Below are 17,135 nucleotides of genomic sequence, written 5' to 3' on the forward strand. Positions count from 1 at the left end.
GCCACAAGGAGCACAATGAACTCAAGCACAGACATCACCGCTTTCTCCACGCGCATGCTCGCCAACGCTCTGGAGAAGTTGCAGATTGCTGCCGCAGAGGACGACGGCGACTGGGGCGCAGAGTTCCCGCAAGGCACCGTCATCTTCGTTCCCGACGGCGACTACTTCACCATCCGCATTGAGTCCCACGGGACAGTCAGCCAGGACGCGATGCCGATGGCCATGAACGCCATTAACGCGATGAACGACAACCTCGCCTTCGGCAAAGTGGTGCCCAACGTCATCGAGGGGCGCCCAACAGTCGTTTTCCGCAACCATTTCAACTTCACCCAGGGCGTGTCCCAAATGCAGCTGGACACGCTTATCGACGCAAGCCTGCAAGTCGGATTCAATGCGCTGGATCAGATTGAAACCCTGCTGGAAGGAACGGAGTAGAGACATGGGATTGTTCGGAAAGAAGAAGCCGGTACTGCGCGAAGCATCCGTCGAATCCATCGGGGAAGCGCTCGCCGCGCAGGGATTTGAGCTCTCGGCGTTGCCCACCGGTGGGGTGCTGACGTCGTTCGACGGGGTTCCTGTCTACGTTGTGGATCAGGACCAGAACATTGGTATTGGCGGGATGATTCAGGCGCGTCAGTCCGCGGGGGAGGATTTCAACTGGATCAGCGACTTCAACAATCGTGCGCTGTGGCCGGTCGTCTTCCGTGCTGAGCAGCAGGGCACGAGCGTCATTCACGCTGAACACCGGATCATCAAGGGCATCGCGTACTCCGAAGCGCAGCTGCGCGACGAAGCCGAGCTCGGGGCCACGCTCGTCGCTGACACCTTGCTGCGCTACAGCGAGGAGCACCCTCAGTAAGTCTGCGGCAGCCCGGCAAGTCGGCCTAAACCAACCGCTCCGCGATCATCGCCTCAACCCGCTTCGCGCGCCCGACATCGGGGAAATGCACGGCCTCGCCGTAGCCGAGCAGGCCGATATCGATGCCGCCGCGGCGCCGGCGCACGTCGCGGATTTGGGCGAAGGGGATGGATTCGGTTCGCCCGCGCCCACCAGGGACGAACATGACGCGTTTATTGGTCACCATGAAGCGTTGGCGCCGCTGCCGGATGAGCGGAAGGATAAACCGCCAGAGCACGACGAGGAACCAGATACCGACGACAGCGTTGCGGATACCCGCGTCCATGCCAGCGGTATCCATCCACCCGATGAGCATCCAGAACAGGGCGGTCGCGATGATCAGCTCAAGGAAGGGGTAGATCACGCCACGCAGCGGCGGCGCCATGTCCGCCAGGACGACTTCTCCCCTACCGAGCTTGATCTTTGCCACGGCCAAGAGATTAATCGCTCGTACGCAGGTGCGTCACGTCGCCCGTGGAGTAGCTGACACCATCGACGACAATCGCGCCACGCTTATCGACGTCCCCCGCAACCCCTTCCACGATCCCCTCCACCGTGTCGAGCCGCACCGCCTGGCCAAGCGTGGCTGACACCGCGCGGTAGTCGTCGAGAAGCGCTTCGTCACGGTCCTGCCACTGCTCCAGGCGGCGCCCCAGGGCCTTCAACAGATCGATAGTGAACTCGTCCCAGTCCACATCGATGCCTTCGAGGTTCAGCGCCGTCGACCAGTCCGTGGGCAGGTCCTCCTGGCGCCACGCCACATTCACGCCGAGGCCCACGACGAGCTTCGGGATCTCCGCAGTCGTGTCGATCTCGCCGAGAATCCCAACGAATTTCTTGCCGTTCAGCAGCACGTCGTTCGGCCACTTCAGCTGCGCGTTCGGGATCACATCGGTCACGGCCAGTCCCGCCGCCAACGACACCAGCCCCAGATCGTCGGTGTGCACCAGTTCGATCGCCACACTCATGAGCAGGCTCGCCCCTGCGGGTGCTTCCCACACACGTCCGAGCCGGCCCTTGCCGCCGGTCTGCTGCTCCGCGATGAGTACGTGGCCTGGCTCCCCCGACGCCATCAGCTCCGTGTTCGTCGAGGACGCCGTTTCCACGTAGCGCACCTGCCCCCAGTACTGGGCTACTTCAGATTCAATTCGGGCAATGTCCTGAACTGTCATGCGCACCAGAATATCGAGACATCGAACCAAGGCGTGCACCGTCACCACCGCACTCAGGAAGTTCAACGGCAACCGCTACTGCGCCGACTCCGCACTGCGGAGTCCCTGCGGTTTTATACATCACCTGCGCTGAATCGAATCTCCGTTCCCCTTCTCACCACAATGATGTCGAGGTGAAATGGGACAGTGGCTACAGAAACACCCAGCAGCCAAGGAGAACGCAATGGCCCTGCCACGCATGAGTAAAGAAGAAAAGCTCTTAGTCATCCGAGCGCTTCAAGAGTCCAACGACGGTATGGATTACCCCGGCTTCAATAATCATGCGGAACGTTACGGCCCCTATGTCGTGACCGAATACTGGTGCCCTGAGATGGACGAATTTCCTGGTTACCAGGTCATCGGCCCCGGCCCTGTCATTGTGGACACGCGCGACTACTCGGTGGACTTCCTCGGCTCCATCCCCACGCACTGGCCGGATTGGCTGAACGACAACAGCCTGCCCCGCGGACGCGTCAAGCTTGCCGACGAACCGATCCCCGACCACCCCACCTCCGATTTACCCGACGACGATTCCTGATCCGACTCCGCACTGCGGAGTCCCAGCAGGTTCGTTTCCACTCCGCAGACGCCCCGCAGCCACACCGCCAGCCCTACACTGGGCGTCATGTCGGACCTGAAGCTTTTCACCATCGGCTATTCACAGAAGAGCGCCGAGGAGTTCTTTGACCTGCTGCGCGATAACGGCGTGAAGCGGGTGGTGGACATCCGGCGGCACAACACGAATCAGCTCGCCGGCTTCACCAAGAAAGACGATCTCGCATGGTTCCTTAAAACCATCGCCAACATCGACTACGAGCACGTTCTGGAACTCGCGCCGAGTGAGGACCTCATGCACGCGTACAGGAAGGAAGGTTTGCCGTTCGACGAGTTCGCGGACAAGCTCCGCGCACAATTCGACGACCGGGAGATGCCCACCAAGGCCACTTTCGACCACGCGGCACTGCTGTGTTCCGAGGCCGACCCCTCCACCTGCCACCGCATCGTGGCTGCGGAGTATCTGGCGGAGAAATGGTCTGGGGTGGACGTCGTCCATCTCTAACGCCCCGAACCTGTGGAAGAGTGAGTTCAAGGAACCGAGACGAGGGAAACACCCATGCCACTGCCCGACCTGACAGACGAAGAAAAACAGGCCATAATTCAGGCGCTCCAAGACGCGAATGTCAATTGGCCTGGCTTCCAGCCCGAGGCGAAGTGGTACAAGGACTTTCTCGTCGTCCGCTACTGGTGTCCAGAATTCGACACTGAACCCGACTTCGTAGTCATCGGCCACGGCCCCGCGATCGTGGATACCCGCGACAACTCCGTTGTGTTCTATGGATCAGCCCCAGTCGGATGGACTGATGCGGTCTTCGCCGACGACTTTCCCCACGGGGTCGTTCAACTCTCCGACGAGCCGATCCCGGGATGCCCGAAGATCAAAAGGGAGCCGATCCCTGCAGAGGAGATCCGCGCAACGCCGAGGAATACCTGGCAGGGATTGCGTCGGCGGGAAAACTAGTCGTTCCCAAGCACGTCACCGACGAGTGCGCGGACTTTCGCGTCAATGTCGTCGCGGACCAAACGCATGCGCTCCATGCCCTCGATGCCGCGTGTCGACGGCTCGTCCGTCACCCACCGCTCGAGAGTCCCGCGCGCATCGTCGGGAAGCTCCAACTGCGCCTCCTCACCGATAACCACCACACGGTCCGCGGTGCGGAGTAGCTCCGGGTCGATCGCTTTCGGGTGACCGCCCGACATGTCTGCACCGACCTCCTCCAGGGAAGCGGCCGATTCAGCGTTGATCGACGTCCCCGGTTCAGTACCGGCGGAGTGGATGTCGAGCTTGTCCCCCGCGTGCTTTTCCGCCAATGCAGCAGCCATTTGAGATTTACCGCCGTTGCGGACACAGACGAACAGAATCTTCGGAGTGGTTGCCATCATGAGTCCTTTCTACGCCGCAGTGCTGACCGCGGTCGTCCGATTAGGCAACGTCGGGTCACCAGGGAACAGTTTCGGGCCAATCCCCCGCATGACGTAAACAAGACCGACCAGGATCGGGATTTCGATCAGCGGGCCGATCGTGCCGGCCAGCGCCTGCGCCGATTCCGCACCGAAGGTGCCGATGGCCACCGCGATCGCTAACTCGAAGTTATTGCCCGCAGCGGTGAACGCCACCGATGCCGACTGCGCGTATCCCATCCCCGACATCTTGGATGCGATGAGTCCCACCGCGAACATGCCGACGAAATAGATCAGCAACGGCAACGCCACCCGCGCCACCGTCCACGGACGGGCAATGATCTGCTCACCCTGGAGGGAGAACAGCAGCACGATCGTGTACAGCAGGCCGATCAGCGCCAGCGGGGAGATCGCCGGGAGGAATTTCTCCTCGTACCAATTACGCCCCTTGGTCTTCTCCCCGATGATGCGCGAGAGCACGCCGGCAAGCAATGGAATGCCCAAGAAAACCAACACGGAGGTCACGATCGCCCAGAAGGAGAAGTTCACCGACGTGGTGGACAGCCCCAGCCAGTTAGGCAGGATCTGCAGGTAGAACCAGCCCAGCACGCCGAACATAAGCACCTGAAAGACCGAGTTGATCGCCACGAGCACCGCTGTCGCTTCCCGGTCCGCGCACGACAAGTCCGACCACACCAGGACCATCGCGATACAACGCGCCAAGCCGACGATGATCAGACCCGTGCGCAGCTCCGGTTCATCAGCGAGGAAGATCCATGCCAGCGCGAACATGACCGCTGGGCCGACGACCCAGTTGAGGATGAGCGACACCGTCATCAGCCTCTTGTCGCTGGTGATCTCCTTCGTCTTGTCGTAGCGCACCTTCGCCAGCGGCGGGTACATCATCACCAACAAGCCGAGCGCGATCGGCAGAGAAATTCCACCGACCTCCATGCCCTGCAGCGCCCCGCTGAGCCCAGGGAACCAGTTCCCTAGCCCAAGCCCCAGCGCCATGGCCAGAATGATCCACACAGGCAGAAATCGGTCGAGAAATGACATGCGCGCAGGTTCCCGCGCCGCAACCGGGTCGGACATAGTCCACCTTTCGTATCGACGACTATCAATACGAAACGTAAGACTATTATTGATCCCTGTCAATATGAGAGAGTGAGAATCATGGCCGCCCCGAACACCCCACCAGCAGCAGACCCAACAGCCTGCTGCTCGCTGAGCGCCGGCCCACTCACCGACGAGGAAGCCGACCGCTACGCCCAGCTCTTCAAAGTGCTCGCCGACCCAGCACGCCTGCGACTGCTCTCCCAGCTCGCCGAGGACGGCTGCGGTCCTATCAGCGTCTCCGAACTCGCCGAGCAATCCGGCCTGAGCCAGCCCACGGTCTCCCACCACCTGAAGAAGCTCACCGACGCCGGCCTCCTCCACAAAACCCGCCGAGGGAAAACCGTCACCCACAGCGTCTGCCCCGCACCATTCGCGGAGCTGCGCACGGTGCTGCAGATGGACTAGCCAGCCACCCGTCCGACCTCGTCCACGCCGGCCACCACGACCCCGGGGACTCCGCACTGCGGAGTTCCTGGGGGTTTTCCCGTGGGCGCCGCATTCCCGCCGATCACATAGCGGACCGATCGGTCTACATTTTAAGACCACAAATGAATTTAAACCCTAGCCATGAAAAACCAGCGCACATAGCGTGGAATTCACTCAACCGAACCCGACACAGACTGAAAGGTCTACTTTCATGGCTGACATCCCCCTGATCACACTGACCGATAAAGACCGCGAAAACCTCGACCGCTTAGCCCAGTTCCCTCTTTTAGACGCCATCAACGGCCGTCGCTCCCGCCGCTTCCCTCTCGGCGGCCACGTGCCGGCCGGACCACTGGCATATCAAAGCAAGCACGACATCCAACCGCTCAGCGATCTCGAGCGAGCAATCGTTCTGGCGACCGTCGCTGGCGTGACGGGCTGGCACCACAGCATCACGCACCACCCGGGCTACGCGCCGAAACTGCCGGACTATTCGGGCAGTGCCGCCGGCCGCACATTCCCGTCAGCGGCTGGCTTCCACATCGCTGACTTCTTCTTCACCGACGAGTCCGGCACCTACGCACTGTCCACGCGCGACGCCACACCGGAGGTACCTTTCAACGAGAACGAGGGATTCACCGAAGCCCGTCTCAACTCCGTCCTACGTCGAGTGCGCAAGCTTAGCGACGACCGCCTCCACATCCCCCGCGAAGAGCCTTACCTAGAGGGACACAACACGTGGATCGCCAACCACCCCGGCTCATTGCTCATCGCGCCGGTCTCCGACTTGGCGCAGCACACCTTGGCCAACCTTGCCTTCTTCACCCGCAACAAATACGTCATTTACGACGACATCAACGGCCGCGAGATCCCCGGCATCAAGGAATTCGGCGACATCGCGCGTGTCGACGATCCCCTGCCTCTCACCTTCCTCGAGCAGTACTCCCAGACCGAGGCCACCGCTGAGCTCATGTCGTCTACCCTGCTCGGCCACCTCGTCCTCGGCGCACTGGGGCTCGGCGGGTGGAGCTTCGACGGTATCGACCGCCTCACATTCCTCGGCGGCTCCGGGCGTGAGGATGTCCCCGGCCTCGGCTTCGACATCGAAGAAGATGAACGCTGGTCGCTGCCGAACGCCATCGGCAAGAAGGACGTCTTCGAGACCTACCGCCCGCCCTACTACGACACAATGGCCGACGCTGTCGATGCCTTCTTCGAGCGCAAATACGGTCCCGGCGGCCCCTTCCACCCAGACACTCCGGGCCCGTGGACCGAGAGCCGCGCCATCCGCTCTCAGGCCGCCAAGCCCGACGAGCGCTTCACCGAACTGATGAAGCTCCAAGCCACCTACATCTGGGACACCTTCGGCAAATTCCCCGGCACCATCCCCACGGTCTGGATCATGAACTACCTCCAGGCCCAGCACCTCGACACCGACTATTACGACGAGATCTTCAACCCCGGCGCGTACCTGTCCACCCACGCCGAGCACCAGGAGCGGTGGCATTAGAACCGCTAGCCCGCTCAATTGAGCGAAGGTGAATCAAGAGTCAAACAGTTTGTCAGTCCGGTTCTTGAAATAGTCGTGCGGATCGACAGTCGAGCCATGAGCCTCAGGATCCGCTACGACTTGGAAGCCTTCTGATTCAAAGAGCGCGAGGGCCAACAGTGGCATGTCCCTGATCACTGCTTTGGCCTGAGAAATTCTCCATTCCTCGAGGGACCTTCTCAATTCCTTGACTGCTTCAAAAGGGTCCATAGCCTGTGGCTCTACCCCGTACTCCTCGATCATCATGAGGAGTATGTCTTCCAGTGCTGGCCTGAAGCGAGTACCGCCTACTGGAAAGTGAAGATCGGACACTTTTGTTTGCTTTTTGTGCCTCACTCGCTTCCTTGCCCGCTTACTTCCTTCCCCGAGGTGGCTTAGAGATTCTTGGGTGTCCTTCATTGGCTGCGTGGGGTTCATATCGGGATGGTCAGCCTGGAAGTGAATGTGCGCTTTAGGCAGCCGACGTGAGTAGTCGGCATCGAAGTCGTACCTGAAAAGTGGGCGGCCAGGTCGTTCAGCGAGAAAAACTCCGAACCTGGACCGTTCGACTTTCAACCATTGACCGGTCCAATCTGATGAACAAGTCCAGAGAGCCTTCACAAGGAAAACATCTTTCTCATCGGCGCTAAGAGTGAAGCCATGTTGGTTGTTGTGAATCTCAACCCACCAGCCAGCTTTGCCGGGAACGATATCGGACTGATAGTCCGCCGTTTCCGCTCCTCCAAAGATCTGAGCGATACGTGAAATCTTTGCCGCGAACTCCGAAGCCTGGCGGTCAATCGGCTTCGCGTTCTCACTCATAGGTGGGGTGTCTTAAGCAGATTCGCCTGTAGCGAAATTCACCATACGTTCGAGGCGCTCGTACTCGGTCAGAAGATCAAGCTCTTCAGCGCTCAACGCCCACTCTGATGCCCGGTAGCGCAGCTCCTTGACACTCTTACCGTGCGATTCAATCTTGACGGCGGCCTCGTTGAGAGCCTCCTGAATTTCCTCCAGAGTCCAATGGCGAACATTGTTGGGAGCGTATCCAGCGGTCATTGGTCCTCCTTCAGCGGATCGTAGGCGTTTAGGTGTTACCCATACTAGCGTCCCACCTCGACAAACCATCACGTAAGTCTCCTAACTGGAGAAACAATCTGTGGACCACCCCCGAAATCAGCTCTCCGCTGAGTCCGGCAGCAGATCCGACGGCTCACCTGTAGCAGTAATGACCAGCTCGTCACGGGCACGCGATGCTGCGACATAGAGCAGAGACCGCTCGCGCTGCAGTGCTTCCTGGGCATCTTCTTCGGAGAGGTCTTTCAACCGGAATCGGAGTGGCATGAGATCCTTGCCCACGCCCATCAAGAGCACGTGAGTGAACTCCATGCCCTTAGCGCCGTGCATGGTCATCACGGAGACTTGTTCATGGGAAGCTCGCTCCGCGTTGCGGGTAGCTACGGCATCGATGCCCTTGTCAGCAAGCCCTGACACGACTCGTGAAATCTGACCACGGGTGCGACACATGACACCGATGTGTACGTCGCGGTCAGAGTCCAACCACTGCGAAATGTAGTGGTCCGCGACGTCGAACTCTTGCTCCTCAGAGTCCACACGCACCAAGTAAGGCTGCGGACCCGTTCGCGCAGAACGGTAGCCCGCAACGGAGTCAGCCTCCCCTTCGCCGTCTAGGTACGCGAGACCTTCCTCCCCTGCCAAGATCCTCAGCGCGTACTCGAGGTTCTCCTTAGTCGTGCGGTAGTTGAGCGTCAGACGACTCGAGGCACGGCCGCGCGTGGAAATACCGAACCGCGACAGTCGCAGCGGCTGTCCGTAAATGCGCTGGTGCGAATCCTCGGCAATGAAGATGTCGTTGGGCCCCTCGGCGACGCATGCCCGGAGGAAGCGCCAGTGGCCAGCATTGAAATCCTGTGCCTCATCGACCACGACGTGATCGAAGAGTGAGCCACCGCCGTTCTCGTAGCGCACATTCAATACTTCTGCCCCGATTGCAGACATCGTGGGCCAGAACAGCTGTCCATCCACAGCTTGGGTCTGCATGACCGATTGCATGATCTCCCAGACGAGCTTTCGCTGCTTGCGGTTCAGCGGTGTACCGCGCCCGGTGCGCGCAACCTTCAAATACCCGGCCTGGTCAGTAATGCCATTAGCCAGGACAACGCCTTCATATTCCTGCTGGAGGAAGGTCAGATTCGCAATGGAACGCGGAAGCTCTTCGCTCGCAGACTCCAGTACCGTTTCCCAGACCTGCTCGGCGTCGCGCTCCAGGTAGGGGCGAACTCGAGGCGCGGGGTGCCCCAGCACACGCCTAGTAGCCTCCTCGACCTCAGTCGGCGATGCGAGATTCAAGACCTGACGCACAACGGCATCAACGTTGTCCACCCAAATGCCGTCTTCCCCAGGATTCTGAGCTTCCGGGAAGTGCGGGTTGAGCGCATTCAGCTGAGATTTCAGCCCCTGGCCAAGTCCCTTCGTGAATGTGGTCAGCAAAACCCGCGGCGGACGCTCGCCTTGATCCTGATTCGGAATCGCACGCCGCGCGAGGTTGTTCGCGCGGTGCACAGCCACCACTGTCTTGCCTGTGCCGGCACCGCCGAACACGCGCGAAGATCCGCTGCGGGCGCCTTCAGCCATACGGCGCTGCTCGGGATGAATGTACACGCGCCACTGGTCGAAGGAACCGGCATCGATAACCGCGCGGAGCGAATCGGTATCCACGTCGTCCACGTACGCGAAGTCCAGCTCGGCAGCCGGATGGCAGAGGCCCGCGAGCAAGCGCGTGTCCTCGTCAGTGGCCTCCGCGTGCGGATCGAGCTTCTGCAGGCCGAGCGATTCACGGACTTGCTCAACGGTGTAGCCAGCTACGAGACCAAGGATGGCATCGTGTTCCCACGTGGGACGCCCATCAAGGAGTAGTTCGAGCTCCTTTTCTGATTCGATGCGCCAAACGGCTTCGGCGAGCGGCGCTTCAATACCGAGCTCTTCATAGAGGCTCGCCGGGGTGTAACCGTTACGCTCCATTTCCGTCCGGGGCGCAGGCTTTTGCTTATCGACGACAACCGCATCCACCCCTTTCTCCTCCGACAGCTGAGCTGCCCGGCGCTGTTGCTGTTCAGCCAGTTCCTTCGCCGCTTCCGCCGCAGCCTTCGCCTTACGCTCGGACTCCGACTCACTTTCAGAAGAATTGGCGTCTTCAGGAGCAGGGGCCTCTTCCTGGATGAGCTGCGTCAGGCCGTTGACTGGATTGACCGTTAGTCGCAAACGAGACGGGTCGAGCCGCTCAGCTTTCGCATTGCCCTCGTCATGCGAGTCGACATCGACGAGCACGAAGTGGTGCGTCTCCGCATCCTTGATCTCAAAGAGGACGGCACGGAACTGATCATTCACACGACCAGTACGAACACGTTTGTCAACAGCGTTGGTGAGCGTCTTGACCCGAAGCGAAGGGTTGGTGGGGTCTTCCGCCAGCTTCTGCAGGAAGTTCATCACCGGCTTGTACAGTGCGCCATCCAGTTTCAGGCCACTGTAGAAGCTAAACGTCACCATCTGTTCTACTCCTTGCCCAACAGCACTGCCGGGATTGTTTGCTCATCGAGTGTATCCGGGTAGATCAGCGTCCAGCCCTCAGAGCGCAATTCGCTTTCGGCATCGGCGTACGACTCGTCGCGTTCAATCAACATCGCAATCTTGTGGTCCGGCCACACGAGAGCCGTTGGCAGAGTACCGATCTCCTCGCCTATCTCCTCGGTGGATTCCGCACCGGCCCGCGCCAAAATCCTCAATGCCGCGAGAACAGCCGTTTCGTCCTCAAACTCCTCAATCGCTTCCGCCCACGCGCCCGCTACGGCTTCACGGTCTGTAGTCGCCGCAGGCTCTTCAGAAGTAAGCGAGTCTGTGCCGGCAACGGTCGCCGCTTCCGGCTCGACTTGCTCGTCAGATGCGCTGGTAGCGATGATGACTGGGGAATCCGCAAGCCAAAGTATGTTTGCGAAACGGAGGAAGTCTCGCCAATTGTCTTCCGCAATCGAGTCGGCATCCGGAGCATCGACGTAGAAGCGTTTCGGTTTGAAGCCGTCACGGGTAACGGAGCCGATGACGTGGATCTCCTCGCGGAAAGTCAGACGCGCGCCCTCCGGAGCCGTGCTCGGACGCAGTTTACCGCGTAGAAGTGTGAGCAGTGCTTTTGCCGACATTTCGTACGTGCTTGTTTGAGGAGACGCGAGATAGTCCAGAAGCTGGGTCACCGGAGAGGAAGAAAGGAATCTCCACCCATCTGCGCTGAATCCATCGAGTCGCGGAGGCCGTTCAACCTTCGTCCACGCCGGCGGCTCCGCTACTTGCTTCTGCTCATCCTTGAACCACTCAATGTCCGCGTCAGTGACGGCCCACGGCAACCAGGACTCTTCATAGTGCAGGCGGTTACGTTTCGCGATGTCATCTGGGAACCGGTAGTGCGCATGCGAAATGTGGAACGCCGCACCGTCAGTGAAAACAGCAACCGGGCGGATGCCTGGATTAGTGCGGTGGGTGAACAGGAAGTCGGGCTTGGTGTAGCCCTTGTTCACTTGCTCACGCATCTTCCACTCTTCTCCGTTAGTGAATGCGATCTGCCACTCCACTTGGCCGGCATTGGGCACATCCTTGACGGTGGCGTGGCGGTCTTCGAGAGCCTGACGCAGCACCTGACGGAACTTCACTTCGAGGTTGGACGCATTGTCGAGAAGGGGTGCCTCGGCCTGCGTCTCCCAGACGACTGACAATGGGTCCGTTTCCGGTGCGGGACGATCCTGATCAGACAAGATCGCGCGCAAGGCACGCTCTGCCGCCGCGCGTGAGGTGACCTCGACCTGGTTCCAGTGAGTGTACGGGAAAAGGCAGTCGGGGCAGGCCATGCGCTCGTCTGCGGCGCATGAGCAATCCTTCACTCGGACAAAAGCTCGCTCCAGCAAACGACGCACATCCTCCGGGGACGCGAACTGCGACAGGTAACCGGTCCCGCCAGGCACGTTGTCGTGCATCAAGAGTGCTTCGACAGTCTCACCCTTTTGATCGGGCACTCGCACCGTAACCACGTTGAGGTGCTCCGGGTCACCGCCAAGTACCTCTTTGAAGCCGAGCTTTATCGCTGCAGTGAGACTCGGAATCGTGGAGTTATCTCCCGCGGTCAGCTGTACCGGCACATGCAGCAGAACCCCCTGGGTCTGCAACGTGCGGGACAATGCGACGGTCACAGACTCCTCTTCTCGGGCAGTCCGCTTCGGGCACCAGGGGCGGTGATCCCACTTGGAGTTGGAGCCCTTTTGGGAGTCGAGGTGACCGCAGTAGCTGCACACGGTGAATAGCGGCGCATCGGTTTCCTTGTTGGCGTAGATCTTCTTCGCGCTCGGCCCACGGCCCAGATTGAACCAACTGAGATTCACGTAGCGCAGGTACTCCGCGCCGAACCCCAACGAGGTGAACCATCGCCAACCATGGCCGCCGTCTGGTACCGCAAAGCTGAGGGTCGAGGTGAAGCGCAGCTCGCGGCGTTCCTCATGCGTGCCGTCGATGAGCGAACGCGCCCGATCGACCTCAGCAGACACGCGCCGCATTCGTACCGATTCCAGCACTTGCCCCTTGTCGGCAAAGCCAGAGGCACCGCAGATTGGACATGCAACAGGCGTGTTACCAGCGACCACCCTCTCACCGTAAGAACAAGCCGGGCACAGCCGCCACTGTTCAATATCCGCACCGTTATGTCCCATCTCCACTGCATCGACAGTGGCTGCGATGCCACGGGCGTAGAAGGTGTTGCCCGGCGCGAGCTCCATTAGCGCAGACGAAACACCACGGGAGAGCTCGAAGGTCTCCGGGTCAATCTGCATCGTGGTGGGGTTCAGCTGCGACACCACCACAGCCAACTCCACGGCGTCATCCAACAAGGTGAAGTTGGGGAGCAATCCGTAGCGCTCCATCGATGAGATCCAATACTCTCCGAGCAATATGGTGCTCAAGTCGCGTTGAGTGCGTTTCAACGCCGCCTTGGTGCTTCGCTTCTCACGCTCCAGTTCCTGATCCGCATTGTCGGTTCCGGCGTTAGGATCAGCCTTCGCATCCAGTTCGAGCACACGATCCTGCAGAACATCGCGGCGCGCGGTGAATGTTTTCACCTCGCTGTCCCACAACTCCTGTGCTCTCTGCAGGTCACCCATGAGCGAGTCGGGACCTTGGCCCGTGGCCCAGTCGCGCACGCCTTCGACGGTCGCCTCATCGACTGCACTAGCGACAGTGGATAAATAGGCTTCCACTCGGTCACTAACGCCAGCTGAGATCTCCTCGGTGAGCACTTCGACTACAGAACGCTTTCGAGTAGAGAACACGCTTTGTGCGTCCTTTGCCGACAGTCCCTCTGCACCGAAGTCCATGGTGTCCACCAGGTACGCCGTCACTTGCCGGTGCAGAATCTCCGTCGCCGACAAGAACGCTGCAGGCGGCACAACCGAACCCGCGATCATGGAAAGCGGATCGTTCAGCTTCGGCAGTGTCGTCCCTCGGCCTTGCACGAAGGCCAGCACCAGCGAGTTACCGGTCAATCGTCCGGCGCGTCCCACGCGCTGCACGTAATTGGCCACAGACTTGGGAAGCGATGCCAACATGACCGTCGACAAATCGCCGATATCAATGCCCATTTCCAGAGTCGGCGTCGCCACCAGAACGTTCGGAGCATTCGGCGCAGTCTCAGCACCCCTGAATGTTCGCTCGAGAGCTAGGCGTTCCTCTTTGGGGATCAACCCGGTGTGTTCCCGTGCCACCACCGCGCGAGGAGATGTCGCGGTGTACAGGCGCGAATAGTAATTCTCCTCGATCTCCGTGGGATCAAGCTCGCCAGGGCACCCGGGAGTTGGGCAGGGCAGACCGGCAAGCAAGATGCACGTTTGCTTATCGACGCCCAGAGTCCCATGGCACACCCCACACTGGAGAGCACGCGCCCCCTCCTCGTGGCGCACGACCACCTGTTCTGGTTTGAGCGCGTAGATCGTGCCACCGCTGCCGGTTGTGACTGCAGTGATCGCGCCGAGATTGTTCAGCTCTTTGAACACCTTCGTGAGAACCGTGGTGGCGTCGTGGGTGGAGATACCGAGTACCTTCGATGTCCATCGCGCGTATCGCCCCCGCGGGCTGCCTAGCGGTGTGATGCCTCGGTCCTTGTCATCCAATGCAGCCCCAGATCGCGGAAACTCCGGCGCACCGCCCTTAGGGAAGCTCGGCACGCCCTCCGCCTTGGCATAGCGGTTATGCAAGCGCCATGAGTTCCCATCATCCTGCAGGTACTTCTCAAGTAACGAAGTAGCGATGCCGCCGCGTTCGCGCACCTGCTCGAGCAGCCCCCGCATCCACTTCACACGAAGCTCGGGAGATGACAGGTCCTGGACATCGAAGAGACCCTCATCCACACTGCGCAGCGCAGTCTCTGCGGCCTCGAGCAGCAAACCTTCATCGATGTCCACGGACGGTACGAGCGCGCCGGTCGAGACCAACGAACGTGGCAGGTGCGCACGTTGCCCAAACTCTAGCGCCACGTCCAATTCAAGGCGGTTGAGTACCGCAGTGGTCGCATGCCGGCGCTCGATGTCCGAAGCCTCCTCGGACCAAAACGGGGTGAATCTCGGAGTCTCAGCGATCTCTGGTGGAAGCAGCTCGAATCGCGCGCGTGCCGGATCCACATCGGCATCCGCATGTTCCAGGATGCTGTACGGCAACTGCGCAAGCGTCACTTCCCCACTGTCTTCGGCCGCCGGCTCAGCCACGACTGCGCGCATGAGCGTGCGGATTCCGAATGCTCGGGCACGTGACTGAACGAAGCCCGCGCGGTGAGCGGCGTCTTGCACCGAGTCCGCGAATACGAGAGTCTTCTTCTCCTCGGGGGCCAGACCCTGCATTCCGAATAGGTTGGACAAACCGACGGACAACAAAGTTGCTACACGGGATCCGATGTACCGAATCGTGTCCGTTTCCCCACAAGAGGGACACACCTGATCGAGCGCGTAGTCTTCCGAGTTCAGTCCGGTGTAGGTCAGTACCGGAACAGACGTTCCCTCCGCCATCTCCTCCTCACTAGGTTCTGAGGTGTTGAGCATTCGGCTACCCGTGTGGAACCACATCAGTGCCCGTTTGCCATCCTCGTCGCCGAATTTGGACAGCTCTGCCCCGTCAGCGAGTGCACGACGGTATTCGTTAGTGGCATCAATAAGTGGCCGTGTTCTCTCACGTGAGTTGATGGAAGCATTGCGGATCTCGGATCCGCTGAGCACCACAGCATCGGTGCCCGGTTCCAATGCAGTCATCCAGCCGGCGCGACCGCACTCCCGGCAGTAGATTGCCGGCAACCAGACTCCCGCGTCGTCCCATTCCAAGTGGCCATCATCAGCGAAACGGAAGACCTCCCCGTTGTCGTTCGGAGTCACTGCCCTCTCGATGCGGGAGACCTCCCGCACCCATAGATGCGTTTCCACACCGGGCAAGCGCTTACCACCGAAGCCGTACGCATCACCTGCAAGAGCACGCAGATGAGCAACTGCGGTGAGCAGGTGAGTGACGAACTCCCGCGCGATCTCTGAACCAAGACTGCGCTCGACAATGGGCCCCAGAACCTGCTGCGAGAGAGTCTTCGCATCCTCACCCTCCCGCTCAATGAGCGGCGCGAACGGATCCTCGGTGATCAGCAGCGCGTGGGTAAGCGGATGTACTGCGTAGGCCGCGATCATCTCCTCGAGGCTCTCGCCAGCGTCCCACAATTGCGTGCGGAAAACGTTCAAGACCACGTCTGCATGATCACGCTTAGATACATCGCCAGCAATCGTGTCTACAACCTCACGCAACTGCTCAATGTCCGGATACGGCTGTACGTCGTGTGCTCCAAACCTGGAAGCGATTTCCTCAACCCACGTCTCATACGTGAGCGTCCGCTCCCCGACCACCGCGTCCGACGTGAACACCTCCCCAAAGATCGTCCCCGCGAAGTCAAGCACCTTCTGGCGGTCCCCCTCACCACCGAGAGTCGCCGACGTCGCAACAGGTGTCACCCGTCCCAGGGGATTGGAGGAATACTCACCCAAGAATCCGTCCGGTTGGTGCGCCTTGTGCATCAACCCCAACCGACGCAGCAACAACGCGACATCCGTGCCCTGCGCACCGTCATATGTGTGGAACTCATCCAACACCAAGTACTGCAAGGACGTCGCGGATTTTTTCCAGATCTCCCGGTCTTCGGAGCGCAGCAGAAGCTGGTCCAACATCTTGTAGTTGGTGAGCAAAATATCCGGCGGATTCAGTCGCATCTCATCCGGGTCATTGATCAGCGAATACTCAGTGACCTTTTTGACATTGCCCTTCGCCTCACCCGTATAGATGCCCGCCGTCACGCCAGCGAGCGCCGGCTCATTGGCAATCAGCTTCGCAAGACGATCCGCTTGGTCATTTGCCAGCGCGTTCATCGGATACAACAGCAATGCCTTTACACCCGTGCGACCGCGCGCCCGTGTACGCGCCGCGTGATCCAGTACGGGGTAAAGAAAAGACTCCGTCTTACCGGAACCAGTACCCGTGATCACCAGAGTCGGTTCCGGTCGCCTATCCCCGTTCTCGTCCTTGCTCCGCAGGCGTCGGAATGCTTCAGCCTGGTGGTGATACGGCGTGAACCACGACGGCATCCAATCCAGAATCCCGTCCCACCGCAACGCCCGCGCATACGGCAACCGCACCCGCACGTACGGACCGTGGAACATGCCGCGCTCCGTATCCTCCAGGAACGCTTTCAGAGCGTTAGATGTTTCAGGGTTCGCAAGCGAAAACGCAGTGGCAAGGTACTCGGACACACCACCAAGGACATGCTCCGATGCATAAACGGGAATGAGCGAGGACACGGGGTTAGTTTAGTATCTGAAGATCCCATCTTCCGTACGGATCAAACGCCGATCAGAAAGTAGGATCGTGC

15 protein-coding genes are annotated in these 17,135 nt (G+C 60.1%); 7 read left to right on the forward strand and 8 right to left on the reverse strand.

Annotation, left to right across the window (positions count from 1 at the left end; translation table 11 throughout):
• The first annotated feature begins 15 nt into the window (after positions 1-15).
• Together M3G19_RS04625 and M3G19_RS04630 are read left to right on the forward strand one after the other, a co-directional pair.
• The gene (locus M3G19_RS04625; RefSeq protein WP_259900984.1) at positions 16-435 is read left to right on the forward strand and encodes a YbjN domain-containing protein; all 420 of its coding nucleotides are present in this window, start codon (positions 16-18) and stop codon (positions 433-435) included.
• A 4-nt stretch (positions 436-439) separates the two neighbouring features.
• Positions 440-859 (forward strand): hypothetical protein, encoded by a 420-nt coding sequence (locus M3G19_RS04630; RefSeq protein ID WP_259900987.1) that lies wholly within the window; start codon positions 440-442, stop codon positions 857-859.
• 25 nt (positions 860-884) lie between these two features.
• On the opposite strand, the gene M3G19_RS04635 is transcribed toward M3G19_RS04630, so the two are convergent.
• Together M3G19_RS04635 and M3G19_RS04640 are read right to left on the reverse strand one after the other, a co-directional pair.
• Positions 885-1,328 (reverse strand): hypothetical protein, encoded by a 444-nt coding sequence (locus M3G19_RS04635; RefSeq protein ID WP_259900988.1) that lies wholly within the window; start codon positions 1,326-1,328, stop codon positions 885-887.
• A 10-nt stretch (positions 1,329-1,338) separates the two neighbouring features.
• A complete protein-coding gene (locus tag M3G19_RS04640; protein ID WP_259900996.1) occupies positions 1,339-2,070 on the reverse strand; it encodes a biotin--[acetyl-CoA-carboxylase] ligase in 732 nt (243 codons plus the stop codon).
• 223 nt (positions 2,071-2,293) lie between these two features.
• On the opposite strand from M3G19_RS04640, the gene M3G19_RS04645 reads away from it, so the two are divergent.
• The 3 genes from M3G19_RS04645 to M3G19_RS04655 all read left to right on the forward strand — a co-directional run bounded on the left by M3G19_RS04645 (position 2,294) and on the right by M3G19_RS04655 (position 3,628).
• On the forward strand, positions 2,294-2,647 hold the full coding sequence (locus tag M3G19_RS04645) for a hypothetical protein (protein ID WP_259900998.1): 354 nt from the start codon (positions 2,294-2,296) through the stop codon (positions 2,645-2,647).
• A gap of 87 nt (positions 2,648-2,734) precedes the next feature.
• A complete protein-coding gene (locus M3G19_RS04650; RefSeq protein ID WP_259901000.1) occupies positions 2,735-3,169 on the forward strand; it encodes a DUF488 family protein in 435 nt (144 codons plus the stop codon).
• Between the two features lie 54 nt (positions 3,170-3,223).
• Complete coding sequence (locus tag M3G19_RS04655) at positions 3,224-3,628, forward strand: hypothetical protein (RefSeq protein ID WP_259901002.1); 405 nt, start codon at positions 3,224-3,226, stop codon at positions 3,626-3,628.
• Here M3G19_RS04655 and M3G19_RS04660 read toward each other — a convergent pair.
• Both M3G19_RS04660 and arsB read right to left on the reverse strand, forming a co-directional pair.
• The gene (locus M3G19_RS04660) at positions 3,625-4,047 is read right to left on the reverse strand and encodes a low molecular weight phosphatase family protein (protein WP_259901193.1); all 423 of its coding nucleotides are present in this window, start codon (positions 4,045-4,047) and stop codon (positions 3,625-3,627) included. The genes M3G19_RS04655 and M3G19_RS04660 overlap by 4 nt on opposite strands.
• Positions 4,048-4,059: 12 nt before the next feature.
• A complete protein-coding gene (gene arsB, locus M3G19_RS04665; protein ID WP_259901003.1) occupies positions 4,060-5,163 on the reverse strand; it encodes an ACR3 family arsenite efflux transporter in 1,104 nt (367 codons plus the stop codon).
• A gap of 81 nt (positions 5,164-5,244) precedes the next feature.
• Here arsB and M3G19_RS04670 point away from each other — a divergent pair, with 81 nt between their 5' ends.
• Both M3G19_RS04670 and M3G19_RS04675 read left to right on the forward strand, forming a co-directional pair.
• Positions 5,245-5,592: a helix-turn-helix transcriptional regulator gene (locus tag M3G19_RS04670; protein WP_259901007.1), complete on the forward strand. Its 348-nt coding sequence runs from the start codon at positions 5,245-5,247 to the stop codon at positions 5,590-5,592.
• Between the two features lie 241 nt (positions 5,593-5,833).
• Positions 5,834-7,123: a hypothetical protein gene (locus M3G19_RS04675; protein ID WP_259901194.1), complete on the forward strand. Its 1,290-nt coding sequence runs from the start codon at positions 5,834-5,836 to the stop codon at positions 7,121-7,123.
• A 33-nt stretch (positions 7,124-7,156) separates the two neighbouring features.
• On the opposite strand, the gene M3G19_RS04680 is transcribed toward M3G19_RS04675, so the two are convergent.
• The 4 genes from M3G19_RS04680 to M3G19_RS04695 form a co-directional block, all read right to left on the reverse strand.
• The gene (locus M3G19_RS04680) at positions 7,157-7,963 is read right to left on the reverse strand and encodes a hypothetical protein (protein WP_259901008.1); all 807 of its coding nucleotides are present in this window, start codon (positions 7,961-7,963) and stop codon (positions 7,157-7,159) included.
• 12 nt (positions 7,964-7,975) lie between these two features.
• Positions 7,976-8,200, reverse strand: coding sequence for a hypothetical protein (locus M3G19_RS04685; protein WP_259901009.1), 225 nt, complete (start codon positions 8,198-8,200; stop codon positions 7,976-7,978).
• 117 nt (positions 8,201-8,317) lie between these two features.
• Entirely contained in the window at positions 8,318-10,708 is a 2,391-nt protein-coding gene (locus M3G19_RS04690) for a 3'-5' exonuclease (protein ID WP_259901010.1), read from the reverse strand.
• A gap of 5 nt (positions 10,709-10,713) precedes the next feature.
• Complete coding sequence (locus M3G19_RS04695) at positions 10,714-17,064, reverse strand: DEAD/DEAH box helicase (protein WP_259901013.1); 6,351 nt, start codon at positions 17,062-17,064, stop codon at positions 10,714-10,716.
• Between the last annotated feature and the right edge of the window lie 71 nt (positions 17,065-17,135).

It is taken from the genome of Corynebacterium sp. p3-SID1194 (genome assembly GCF_025144155.1).
In the GTDB taxonomy this organism is placed as follows: domain Bacteria; phylum Actinomycetota; class Actinomycetes; order Mycobacteriales; family Mycobacteriaceae; genus Corynebacterium.